Origin of the sequence: Tissierella praeacuta (genome assembly GCF_040396155.1) — a bacterium.
GTDB classification, from domain to species: domain Bacteria; phylum Bacillota; class Clostridia; order Tissierellales; family Tissierellaceae; genus Tissierella; species Tissierella praeacuta_A.
In genome coordinates this window covers 77,621-90,167 of the sequence record NZ_JBEBOY010000001.1, presented here as the reverse complement: position 1 = coordinate 90,167, position 12,547 = coordinate 77,621, and the positions used below count along the sequence as shown (strand labels likewise).

9 protein-coding genes are annotated in these 12,547 nt (G+C 31.4%); 7 read left to right on the top strand and 2 right to left on the bottom strand.

Annotated features, from left to right (window positions below):
• Positions 1-9: 9 nt before the first annotated feature.
• Positions 10-876: a DMT family transporter gene (locus ABWP20_RS00395; RefSeq protein ID WP_353092616.1), complete on the bottom strand. Its 867-nt coding sequence runs from the start codon at positions 874-876 to the stop codon at positions 10-12.
• A 435-nt stretch (positions 877-1,311) separates the two neighbouring features.
• Between ABWP20_RS00395 and ABWP20_RS00390 the strand changes: the two genes are divergently transcribed.
• The 5 genes from ABWP20_RS00390 (at position 1,312) to ABWP20_RS00370 (ending at position 10,094) form a co-directional block, all read left to right on the top strand.
• Positions 1,312-2,658: a hydroxymethylglutaryl-CoA lyase-like TIM-barrel protein gene (locus ABWP20_RS00390; RefSeq protein ID WP_353092614.1), complete on the top strand. Its 1,347-nt coding sequence runs from the start codon at positions 1,312-1,314 to the stop codon at positions 2,656-2,658.
• Between the two features lie 22 nt (positions 2,659-2,680).
• Positions 2,681-4,597: an aconitate hydratase gene (locus ABWP20_RS00385; RefSeq protein WP_353092612.1), complete on the top strand. Its 1,917-nt coding sequence runs from the start codon at positions 2,681-2,683 to the stop codon at positions 4,595-4,597.
• Between the two features lie 2 nt (positions 4,598-4,599).
• Complete coding sequence (locus ABWP20_RS00380; protein WP_353092610.1) at positions 4,600-5,610, top strand: isocitrate/isopropylmalate dehydrogenase family protein; 1,011 nt, start codon at positions 4,600-4,602, stop codon at positions 5,608-5,610.
• A gap of 61 nt (positions 5,611-5,671) precedes the next feature.
• Positions 5,672-9,103: a pyruvate carboxylase gene (locus tag ABWP20_RS00375; protein ID WP_353092608.1), complete on the top strand. Its 3,432-nt coding sequence runs from the start codon at positions 5,672-5,674 to the stop codon at positions 9,101-9,103.
• Between the two features lie 139 nt (positions 9,104-9,242).
• Complete coding sequence (locus ABWP20_RS00370; RefSeq protein WP_353092607.1) at positions 9,243-10,094, top strand: DMT family transporter; 852 nt, start codon at positions 9,243-9,245, stop codon at positions 10,092-10,094.
• 35 nt (positions 10,095-10,129) lie between these two features.
• On the opposite strand, the gene ABWP20_RS00365 is transcribed toward ABWP20_RS00370, so the two are convergent.
• Positions 10,130-10,705, bottom strand: coding sequence for a Uma2 family endonuclease (locus ABWP20_RS00365; RefSeq protein ID WP_353092605.1), 576 nt, complete (start codon positions 10,703-10,705; stop codon positions 10,130-10,132).
• A gap of 188 nt (positions 10,706-10,893) precedes the next feature.
• Between ABWP20_RS00365 and ABWP20_RS00360 the strand changes: the two genes are divergently transcribed.
• Both ABWP20_RS00360 and ABWP20_RS00355 read left to right on the top strand, forming a co-directional pair.
• Complete coding sequence (locus ABWP20_RS00360) at positions 10,894-11,427, top strand: RNA polymerase sigma factor (RefSeq protein ID WP_353092603.1); 534 nt, start codon at positions 10,894-10,896, stop codon at positions 11,425-11,427.
• Entirely contained in the window at positions 11,414-12,502 is a 1,089-nt protein-coding gene (locus tag ABWP20_RS00355) for a hypothetical protein (RefSeq protein WP_353092601.1), read from the top strand. Before ABWP20_RS00360 ends, ABWP20_RS00355 begins: the two co-directional genes overlap by 14 nt.
• Positions 12,503-12,547: the final 45 nt, after the last annotated feature.

Below are 12,547 nucleotides of genomic sequence, written 5' to 3'. Positions count from 1 at the left end.
TATTTCTTATTATTTGTCGAAAATTGAAATTAATATTACTGCTGCAAGTATTGCTCCGATTCCAATAAAGGTTTTTACTCCAAAACTTTCATCTAATATTAATATTCCTATAATAACACTAGTAATAGGTTCAAAAGTGCTAAGAATAGATGTACTCTCAGGACCAACTATTTTTATTCCAATTTGAAAAAGATTTACACCTAACCCTACTGATAAAGATAAACATAATGTCATTAACCATCCTAATGGTTTCATATGTATAGTAAATGTTTTAGTTCCTATGCTAAATAGAAACATCATAACTGCGGCTATTGAACATAAGTAAAATGTTAATTTTATAGTACTTATTTCTTTTAATCCACTTTTATCCAAATATATAGTATAGAATGCAAAGGTGATACTTGAGGCAAAAGAAAGAAATATCCCCATAAGATTAATATCTCCATTACCATCATAAAACATTGAAACTCCCAATATACAAAGTATAACTGCAATTATTTTTACAATACTTGGCTTTTCTTTAAAAAATAATATACATCCAAGTATGACAAATACTGGATATATGAAATGTATTGTTGTTGCCATACCAGAAGGAATATAATTATAGGATAAATATAATAATAATGCTGTTGCACCATATCCCATTATGCCTACTAAGGCTATTTTTTTAAATTCTTCTTTAGTAATTTTTAAACTCTCTTTTTTATCCTTTTTTATTAATAAATATAAAAAAGGAATTATCAATAAGAATCTATAAAAAGCTAAACTTATTGGATTGCCTCCCTCTCTAAAAACAATTTTTGCCATTAAAGGCATACTTCCAAATACAATTGCTGAAATCATAACTGCTAATATTCCTTTAGATTTAACGTTCATAATTACCACCCCTTATATGATTGATCATACTTTTAGTATATAGAACTTTTATATTATAAGCAATTGTTACTATGCTGAGAAAAACTTAATCCTAGTACAAGATACTTCCAATAGATGTATATTATTTAACAAAATGCAAGAAAAAAATAAAAACTTGCAAAATAGGCTTGATATTATTAAATAAATATGCTAGAATTGTTTAAAATATTGTTTAATGATTAAAGCAAAAAATAAAAAACAAACAAAAATTTATTACTGTAAAAAATAGTATATATGCGAACTATAAAGCGAAATGATAAAAAGCTACATAAAAATTTAATTAATTAATAATACAGTGAAAAGTAAAAAAACAAAATATATTACCAAATCTTACAAAAGAAATATAAAATAAAAAACTTGCAGAATTGAAAAAATATTAAATAGGGAGGAAAAATAATGAATTATAGTGGTATTGATACTTTAAGACCAAATCTTTTCAAGGAGGAGTTCCCTTATTCTGAAATTCCAAAGGTAAAATTTAACAATATCCAATTACCAATGGATATTCCAGAAGACATATGGATTACTGATACTACATTTAGAGACGGACAACAATCCATGTCATCTATGACAGTGGAACAAATGGTTAGAATCTATGATTATCTTCATGAATTAGATAATGGCTCAGGAGTCATAAGACAAACTGAGTTTTTCTTATACTCTGATAAAGATAGGAAGGCTGTAGAAGAGTGCATGAAAAGAGGATATAAGTTTCCGCAGATTACTTCTTGGATTAGGGCTAATAAAGAAGATTTTAAATTAGTAAAAGACATGGGAATTAAAGAAACCGGTATACTTATGTCTTGTTCTGATTATCATATATTCCATAAATTGAATATGAGTAGAAGAGAAGCTATGCAGACTTATCTTTCTATAGCAGAATCTGCTTTGGAAAATGGAATTACTCCTAGGTGTCACTTTGAAGATATAACTAGGGCAGACTTCTTTGGATTTGTTGCTCCATTAGCTAAGAATTTAATGGAATTAGCTGATAAGTATAAAATGCCTGTAAAGATAAGGGCTTGTGATACTTTAGGAGTTGGTATTCCCCATGTTGGAGTAGAATTACCTAGATCAGTACCTGCTCTTATTCACGGTTTAAGATATTATTGTAAAGTACCTTCATCATCTATTGAATGGCATGGACACAATGACTTTAATTCTGTAGTTGTAAATTCTACTACATCCTGGTTATTTGGAGGTTCTTCTGTGAATTCTACATTATTTGGGATTGGTGAAAGAACTGGGAACTGTCCTTTAGAGGCTATGGTATTTGAATATGCACAAATAAAGGGAACTGCTAAAAATATGGACCTTAAAATTATTTCTGATATAGCTGATTATTTTGAAACAGAATTAGGCTATGCTATACCACCTCGTACACCTTTTGTAGGTAGTGAGTTTAATGTTACTAGAGCTGGAATTCATGCAGATGGTATGTTAAAAAATAAGGAAATATATAATAGTTTTGATACGGAAAAGATTTTAGGCAGACCACCAATAGTTGCAGTAAACTCTTATTCTGGATTAGCAGGTATTGCAGCTTGGATTAATGGATATTTTAAATTAGTTGATATGAAAAAAATTAATAAGAATGATCATAGGATTTTACCAATTAAAAAATGGATAGATGAAGAATATACTAATGGAAGGACTTCAAATATTAGTAACGATGAACTTAAGGAATTAATCTTTAGATTTATTCCAAATATCTTAGGGGACAAAGAAACAAAGGCAATTTAGATCTTGATTGGAGGCAAAAAAAATGAATTTAACTGTTGCAGAAAAAATAATAAAGGACCATCTAGTTACAGGAGAGTTAACAAGAGGGACTGAAATAGGATTAAAAATAGATCAAACTCTTACTCAAGACTCCACTGGAACCATGGCTTATTTACAATTTGAAGCCATTGGAGTAGATAAGGTAAGGACAAAGAAATCAGTAGCATATATTGATCATAATATGCTTCAAGCAGGATCTGAAAATGCAGATGACCATCTATATATACAAACTGTAGCGAAGAAATATGGAATATATTTTTCCAAACCGGGAAATGGAATATGTCATCAAGTGCATTTAGAAAGATTTGGAGTGCCAGGAGAAACTCTTTTAGGATCAGATAGCCATACACCTACTTGTGGAGGGTTAGGAATGATAGCTATAGGTGCTGGAGGTTTAGATGTGGCTGTAGCAATGGCAGGTGGAGAGTATTTTATAACTATGCCATATATTGTTAAAGTTGAGTTGACAGGAAAATTAAATCCGGGTGTATCTGCTAAGGATATTATCCTTGAGGTTTTGAAAAGATATAAAGTTACTGGTGGATTAAATAAGATATTTGAATATACAGGTAAAGGGTTAAAAGCTTTATCCATACCTGAAAGAGCAACTATTGCTAATATGGGGGCAGAGTTAGGTGCTACAACTTCCATATTCCCTTCTGATGAAGTAACTTATGAGTTTTTAAAACTTCAAGGAAGAGAAAAAGAATATAGGAATATAGTTGCTGATAATGGTGCTATTTATGATGAAGAAATAATAATTAATCTTGATGAATTGGAACCAATGGCAGCTTGCCCGCATAGTCCTGATAATGTAGTTAAGGTATCTCTTTTAAAAGATATTAAAGTTAATCAAGTAGCTATAGGCAGCTGTACTAATTCATCCTATATAGATTTAATGAAAGTAGCTGATATTTTAGATGGAAAAACCATAGCAGAAGATGTGTCTTTAGTTATTTCTCCAGGATCAAAACAGGTATTAAATATGCTTGCGGCAAATGGAGGTCTTGCTAAATTAATATCGGCTGGAGCTAGAATATTAGAGTCTGGATGTGGTCCTTGCATAGGCATGGGACAGGCTCCAATTACTAATGGAGTATCTTTGAGGACTTTTAACAGAAATTTTAAAGGAAGATGCGGAACTCCTTCGGCTAATGTGTATTTAGTGAGTCCAGAAGTAGCTGCAGTATCAGCTTTAACAGGATATATTACTAATCCAATTGAATATATGAATGATATTAATGTATCTATGCCTGAAAAATTTTTAATAAATGATAATCTAATAGTTAGCCCAGCTAAAGATGGAGAAGGTATAGAGATTGTTCGGGGACCAAATATTAAGCCATTCCCAAAATCTAAACCATTAGGTGAAGAAATTAGTGGGAAGGTTCTTATAAAAGTTGGAGATGATATAACTACTGACCATATAATGCCTTCTAATGCTAAACTTTTACCATATAGATCCAATATTCCTTATCTATCGGATTATTGCTTAACACCATGCGATTCAGAATTTCCTAAAAGAGCTAAGGAGAATGGTGGAGGTATTATAGTTGGAGGATTTAATTATGGACAAGGCTCAAGTCGAGAGCATGCAGCTTTAGTTCCAGTATATTTAGGTATTAGAATTGTTATAGCTAAATCCTTTGCAAGAATTCATAAACAAAATTTAATCAATAATGGGATAATTCCTTTAGTATTTGAAAATATAGGTGATTTTAATGATATAGATATGCTAGATGAGTTAGTTGTTGAAAATATTCCTAATCAAATTAATGAGAATAAAATTATTCTAAAGAATAAAACTAAAAATCAAGAATATAATCTATCTTTAGATATAACTGAAAGGCAAAGAGATATGCTTAAGGCTGGCGGCCTTTTAAATATGAAAGGAGAATAATTATGGGACATAATATAACGTTAATTCATGGAGATGGCATAGGGCCAGAGGTTATATCTTCTGCGATAAAGGTTATTGAAGCGACGGGAATAGACATTAATTGGGATATAGTAGAAGCAGGAGAAAATGCCATTAAAAGCCATGGAATACCACTTCCTGATTATGTTATAAATAGTATAGAAAATAATAAAGTAGCATTGAAAGGACCTGTAACTACTCCTGTAGGAAAAGGATTTAGAAGCATTAATGTAGGATTGAGACAAGGATTAAATCTCTTTGCCAATATACGACCTATAAAATCTTATGAAGGTGTTGATAGCCTGCATAAAGATGTGGATTTCATCATAGTAAGGGAAAATACAGAGGATTTATACGCAGGTATAGAACATAGGATAGGTGAAGATGCAGCAGAGAGTATAAAGATTATAACTAGAAAAGCAAGTGAAAGAATTTGTAGATATGCTTTTGAGTTGGCAAAGAAAGAAGGTAGAAAAAAAGTCACATTAGCTCATAAAGCCAATATTATGAAATTATCTGATGGTCTGTTTTTAGAATGTGGCAGAAAGATTTCGGAGGAATATAAAGATATTGAATTTGAAGATATTATAATAGATGCTATGTGCATGAAACTTGTACAATTTCCTCAGGACTATGATATAATCGTTGCACCTAATTTATATGGTGATATATTATCAGATTTATCAGCAGGACTCATTGGAGGTTTGGGATTAGCACCGGGTGCAAATATAGGAGAAGAAATTGCAGTATTTGAACCAGTTCACGGTTCAGCACCAGATATTGCAGGGAAAAACATTGCAAATCCTACTTCTGCAATATTATCGGGGATAATGATGATAAAACATATTGGTGAATTGGAAACTGCAAATAAAATAGAAAAAGCTTTAATAGATACATTAAAGGATGAAAATTGTAGAACAATAGATTTAGGGGGAAGCTTAGGAACAAAAGAATTCACAGAGGAAATTATAAATAGGATGGAGACATCTATATAGGAGAATATCCTAGAGTAAGGAACTTTTAGGTCTATCCGATTTAATTATGGAGGTGTTATTAGTGAAGAAGAAGTTTAAAAAGGTTTTAGTTGCCAATAGAGGCGAAATTTCAATAAGAATATTCAGAGCTTGCAATGAACTTGGAATAAGGACAGTTGCTGTTTATTCTAATGAAGATAAGAATTCTTTATTTAGAACCAAAGCAGATGAATCCTATTTAATAGGAAGGAATAAAGGACCTATAGAAGCTTATTTGAACATAGATGAGATTATTAATTTAGCATTGAAAAAAGGAGTAGATGCTATACATCCAGGATATGGATTCTTATCTGAAAATCCAGAATTTGCACGGAAATGTAAAGAAGTAGGTATTGAATTTATAGGACCAACCTATGAGATGATGAACAGTTTAGGAGATAAGATAAAGTCGAAGAAAGTAGCAAATAGTGTAGGAGTACCTACTATTCCTGGAATTGAAAAAGCAGTGAATTCTGAAGAAGAGGCAATGGAATTTGCTAAGTATTCAGGTTATCCTATTATATTGAAAGCTGCTGCTGGCGGCGGTGGTAGAGGAATGAGAGTAGTAAAAGATGAGAAGGATTTAATAAAAGAGTATTATAGTGCAAAAAATGAAGCTAAAAAAGCCTTTGGTATTGACGATATATTTATTGAAAAGTATCTAGAGAAACCAAAACATATAGAGGTTCAAATTTTGGGAGATAAATATGGAAACATAGTTCATTTATTTGAGAGGGACTGTTCTATACAAAGGAGACATCAGAAGGTCATTGAATATACTCCTGCTTTTTCTATTACTGAAGAGCAAAGACAAAGTATATGTAATGATGCAGTTAAAATAGCTAAAGCTGTAGATTATGTAAATGCGGGAACTGTTGAATTTTTATTAGATAAACATGGAAATCACTATTTTATTGAAGTAAATCCTAGGATACAGGTAGAACATACAGTATCTGAAATGGTTACTGGAATTGATATAGTTCAATCTCAAATTTTAATAACTGAAGGATATTCCCTTGACTCTGATGAAATAGGAATTAAAGGTCAGGAAAATATAGAACCAAGAGGGTATGCAATACAATGTAGGGTCACTACAGAGGATCCATTAAATAATTTTGCTCCAGATACAGGAAATATTGATATATATAGAACTGGCTCTGGTTTTGGCATTAGATTAGACGGAGGAAGTGGATTTACTGGTGCAAATATTAGCCCTTATTATGACAGCTTGTTAGTAAAGGTAACTTCTTGGTCTAGGACCTTTGAAGATGCTGCTAGAAAAGTAAAGAGGGCATTGAAAGAAGTAAAGATTAGAGGAGTAAAGACTAACATCCCATTTCTAATAAATGTATTAAATCATGAGAACTTTTTAGCTGGTAAATGTGATACTGGATTTATTACTTATAATCCAAGTTTGTTTGAGATTACTGCAAAAACAGATATTGAACTTAAGGTTTTAAACTTTATCGGGGAAAAAGTAGTAAATGAGACAAAGGGAAATAAGCCGGATTTTGATATTCCAAAGGTTCCAAAGATAACTAGACCTAAAGAACAATATGGAACGAAACAAATATTAGATGAAAAGGGTCCAGAAGGATTAGTTAAATGGATTAAAGAAAGTGAATCTCTATTAATTACAGATACTACATTAAGGGATGCGCATCAATCCCTTATGGCTACTAGAATGAGAACTGCTGATATGTATAGAATATCTAAAGCGGTTTCAGTGTTAGGAAAGGATTTATTCTCATTAGAAATGTGGGGAGGGGCAACTTTTGATGTAGCTTATAGATTTTTAAATGAGTCCCCTTGGGAAAGACTAGAAATTTTAAGAAAGAAGATACCTAATATATTATTCCAAATGCTTTTAAGAGGTGCTAATGCCGTAGGATATAGAAATTATCCTGATAATCTTATTAGAGAATTTGTAAAAGAATCTGCTGAAAAAGGTATAGATGTATTTCGAATATTTGACTCATTAAACTGGCTAAAGGGAATGGAAGTAGCCATAGACGAAGTCATTAAAGTAGGGAAAGTAGCTGAAGCTTGTATCTGCTATACAGGAGATATTTTAGATAAATCAAAGACTAAATATGATTTAGATTATTATATAAGGACAGCTAAGGAAATAGAAAAAACTGGGGCTCATATACTGGGGATCAAAGATATGTCTTCTTTATTAAAACCTCAGGCAGCCTATGAGTTAATTGGAGCATTAAAATCTGAAATTAAAATTCCAATTCATCTCCATACCCATGATACTAGTGGAAATGGAATAGCTACAGTTTTGATGGCAGCTCATGCTGGTGTAGATATAGTAGATACTGCATTTAATAGTATGGCAGGATTAACATCTCAGCCTGCACTTAATTCAGTAGTTGCAGCTCTGGAATATACAGATAGGAGTACAGGGTTAAATTTAGATGATTTACAGATTATTTCTGATTATTGGAGTACCATAAGACCAATATATAATCAGTTTGAATCTGGATTAAAATCAGGAACAGCTGAGATATATAAATATGAAATCCCAGGAGGACAGTATTCAAATCTTAAACCTCAGGTTGAAAGTTTTGGGTTAGGTCATAGATTTGAAGACGTAAAGGAAATGTATAGAGTCGTAAATGAAATGCTAGGAAATATCGTAAAGGTAACACCTACTTCTAAGGTTGTGGGAGATATGGCCATATTTATGGTTCAAAATGATTTAACTCCAGAGAATATCTATGATAAAGGAAAAGATATGGCATTTCCAGATTCAGTAGTATCATATTTTCAAGGAATGATGGGTCAGCCAATGGGAGGATTTCCTGAAAGGCTTCAAAAATTAGTACTAAAGGGAAAACAACCTATTACTTGTAGACCAGGAGAACTTTTAGAACCTGAGGATTTTGGAAAAATAGAAAAGTATCTAAGTGAAAAATATAATGTAACTACAGAGAAAAAGGATTTATTATCCTATGCATTATATCCTAAAGTATATGAAGATTATTTGAAGTATTTAGAGGATCATGGAGATTTCAGTAGAATGGGCAGTGATATATTTTTCCATGGTCTAAGAGAAGGGGAAACGGGAGAAGTAGAAATTGAAGAAGGTAAAATATTAGTGATTAAACTTCTTGAGATAGGAAGATTAGATGATGAAGGATATAGGACATTATATTTTGAAGTCAACGATAGTAGAAGGGCAATAAAGGTCTTTGATAAGGCAAGTAATATAGTGAAGGAAACGTCATTTAAACAGATGGCGGATTTAGAAAATAAATTAGAGATTGGAGCAAGTATTCCAGGAGTTGTAGCAAAGATTTTAGTAAAATCAGGTGATAAGGTTAAAGAAAAACAAATAGTTGCAATAATAGAGGCTATGAAAATGGAAACCCAAATAACTGCGGCAATAGCTGGTACTATAGGCTCAATAGTAGTTAAGGAAGGTCAAAACGTAGAAGCAGGGGAACTATTAATGAGATTAGAATAAAAGACGTAAAGGGTTAAGCTTATAACTAGCTTAGCCCTTTAATAAATTTATCTAAAAGATATAGAAAGATTAAGGAAAATTATGTAGAATATATAATAAAATATATAATGAAAAATTCTATTAAAGGGTGTGGGGGTAAATGGATATAAAAAGAGATAGGTATAAAGGAATAATTTTAGCGGCAATTGCCTCAATGATGTGGAGTACAGGTGGAATATTTATTAAATTAGTAGATTGGAATCCCATATCAATATCAGGTTTTAGAAGTCTTATAGCTTCATTAGTAATGTTGACTTATATAAAAAAACCTAAATTTACAAAATCAAAACCACAGATTCTAGGCTCATTAACTACTTGTACTACTATGTTATTTTTTATTATAGCAAATAAACTTACTACATCAGCAAATGCAATATTATTACAATATACAGCTCCTATTTTTGTGGCAATTTTAGGAGTATGGATTTTGAAGGAGAAAATTAGGTGGTATGATACTATTTCAATAATAGCTGTATTTTTAGGAATGATATTATTTTTTATAGATAATGTGAATATAGGAAATACACTAGGTAATATTATAGCCATATTATCAGGATTTTCTATGGCATGTATGACGATATCTCTTAGATTACAAAAAGATGGCTCTGGTATTGATACTACTTTTTTTGGGAACATTTTAACTTTTATTATAGCCATACCTTTTTTGATACTTACTCCATTGCCAGATATAAAAAGTATAGGGGTAATATTTATAATGGGAGTATTTCAACTTGGAATTCCCTATATCTTTTATGCAAATGCAATTAAATATCTTAGTGCATTAGAGGCAATATTAATTACTGTTATTGAACCTTTGTTAAATCCATTATGGGTATATATTTTTGCAGGAGAGAAGCCTGGGACCTATGCCATAATAGGTGGAATAGTAGTTATAGTTGCTATACTTTTAAGAGGTGTTTATGTGTCGAAGTTGGAGGCTCAGGAGGGGTAAATAATTAAAGGTGAAGCATTTGCTTCACTTTTAAATTATATGATATTAAATACGGTGCATAAATCAATTTCTAAATTTTCAAAAAGGTTTATTTTAACTCTATCTTCATCTGTATAGATTTCGGGTCTTCCATATCTACCGCTATCTTCTAAAGTAAATACAGAAATAAACTTTCCTTCTGGCTCAACGATCCAATATTCTTTAACGCCAGCTTTTTCATATTTATTAAATTTTAAAACCTTATCCTTTCTAATAGTAGATGGAGATGTAATTTCTACAATTAATTCAGGTACACCATAAAATCCAGTATCTTTAAGTCCATTACTATCACAAATTATTAGAATATCTGGTTGAACAACATTTCGTGAATCATTAATATTCTTATTTTCTGTAGGTAAAACTAAATCAAAGGGAGCTGTGAATACTTTACAAGTTTTATTTACTAAATAATTAGCAAATTGTCTTGATAATTCTAAAGATATTGACTGATGTTGCCACGAAGGAGCAGCTTGCATATAAGGAACTCCCTCCATTATTTCCCATCTCTCATCTTCAGGCCATGTTAAATAATCAGCATAAGTATAGGTCTTATTCTCGTCAATTAAAGACATATCATCACATCCTATCATTTATTATATATATTATAACAAAAAAATAGGTATAAATCATTATAACCCATTTTAATGTTATAATTATAAAAAATATGAACCAGATTAGAAGTTGTTACAATATATAGATGAGAGGCCGATCAATATATAATATTTTTAAGAAAGGTTAAGGCAGAGGAGGGGATAAGGGATTGGATGTTGCAGAGTTAACTCATTTAATTGAAAACCATGGTAAGGATGTCTATGGATTTTGTTATAAATTAACAAGGGATAAACATCAAGCAGATGATTTATATCAGGAAACCTTTTTAAAGGCAATAGAGTTATGTCATAAAATAGATAAAGATAAAAATCCAAAGAGCTTTCTTATAGCTATTGCAGCAAATCTGTGGAAGAATCAAAATAGAAAGTTTGGTTGGAGGCATAGGATTGCAAACATAGTGGAATTTAAAGATGATTTTGATAATGAGTCATATATGATTGATACTACAACTCCAGAACTTGTAGCCATAAGCAATGAAGTTCATACGATGATTGATAAAGCTTCAGCATCGTTAAATGATAAATTAAAAATACCTTTATATATGCACTACAATACTGGACTATCAATTGAAGATATTGCATCCTCACTTAAAATTCCAGCTGGAACTGTAAAAAGCAGGCTTTATAAAGCTAGAAAATTGATTAAAGAATATATGGAGGTCAATGGATATGAAGGATTTTGAAAAATTAGATAAAATGCTATGGCAAGTCCTTTCTTCAGATAATGAACCAGATGACAGTTTGAATCGAAAAATTATAAATAAGATGGGAGAGGGAAATAGGATGAGAGGTACAAATAAAGGGAGATTATCAGTATCAGTTATGGTTGCTATACTTATAGTAGCAACATCCATTTCAGCATTTGCAGCATGGAAGCTATTAACACCTAGGGAAATTGCAGAAAATTTAGGGGATAAAGGGTTGGCTCTTGCTTTTGATAGTGAAGGAGCTGTATCTATAAATCAGACTCAGACTATTGGAGATTATAAGATAACTTTAATGGGAATAGTATCTGGTAAGGAAATCAGCGATTTTACACACTCTGCAGAAGATATATTTCTAAATAGAACATATTCAGTACTTTCTATTTCTAAGGTAGATGGAACACCAATGCCGGATCCGCTTGATCCTGCATATGATGAAATGTCATTTCTTGTTTCACCTTTTATAAAGGGACAGCACCCGAAAGACCTTAATATTTTTACGATGAATGGTGCAGCAAGTTGGTTTGTAAAAGATGGGGTAATGTATAGAACTATGGAATGTGATGATATAGAAGTTTTTGCAGATAGAGGCTTATATATCGCTGTTATGGATAAGTTTGATATTATTAATTCCTATAAGTTTAATAAAGAGACAGGGGAGATTAGTCGGAACACAGATTACAAAGGAATCAATGCCTTATTTGACTTACCTATAGATCCATCAAAAGGAAATTATGAGGAAGCGGAGAAGTATATTCAGACACTACTAAGGGATGATGAGGAAGTATCAGATGAAGAATTACCAGAGATAGAAGATCTATTAAAAGATGCAGTATTAATACCAGAATCTGTACAGAAAGTGGTTCCAGACAAAGATGGTATGATTGATTACTACTTTGCTGAACATAAACTTAAAGCAGATATTAATAGTTTCTTTGAAGAAGGTCAGGTAGGTTTTTCTGATAGCAGATTTATGGATGATGAGAAAATTCTTGTTTTTTCAAGAGATGATGATGGAGTTATTACAGTTATGACCTATAGAAAAAATAAATGAGCATTATAGATTAAAATTAAGAAGATACCATCAACAGTAGAAAGT

What these genes read in the sequence shown, in the direction of transcription:
- ABWP20_RS00395 (WP_353092616.1), bottom strand. Translation starts at nt 876, where the DNA reads ATGAACGTTAAATCTAAAGGAATATTAGCAGTTATGATTTCAGCAATT.
- ABWP20_RS00390 (WP_353092614.1), top strand. Translation starts at nt 1,312, where the DNA reads ATGAATTATAGTGGTATTGATACTTTAAGACCAAATCTTTTCAAGGAG.
- ABWP20_RS00385 (WP_353092612.1), top strand. Translation starts at nt 2,681, where the DNA reads ATGAATTTAACTGTTGCAGAAAAAATAATAAAGGACCATCTAGTTACA.
- ABWP20_RS00380 (WP_353092610.1), top strand. Translation starts at nt 4,600, where the DNA reads ATGGGACATAATATAACGTTAATTCATGGAGATGGCATAGGGCCAGAG.
- ABWP20_RS00370 (WP_353092607.1), top strand. Translation starts at nt 9,243, where the DNA reads ATGGATATAAAAAGAGATAGGTATAAAGGAATAATTTTAGCGGCAATT.
- ABWP20_RS00365 (WP_353092605.1), bottom strand. Translation starts at nt 10,705, where the DNA reads ATGTCTTTAATTGACGAGAATAAGACCTATACTTATGCTGATTATTTA.
- ABWP20_RS00355 (WP_353092601.1), top strand. Translation starts at nt 11,414, where the DNA reads ATGAAGGATTTTGAAAAATTAGATAAAATGCTATGGCAAGTCCTTTCT.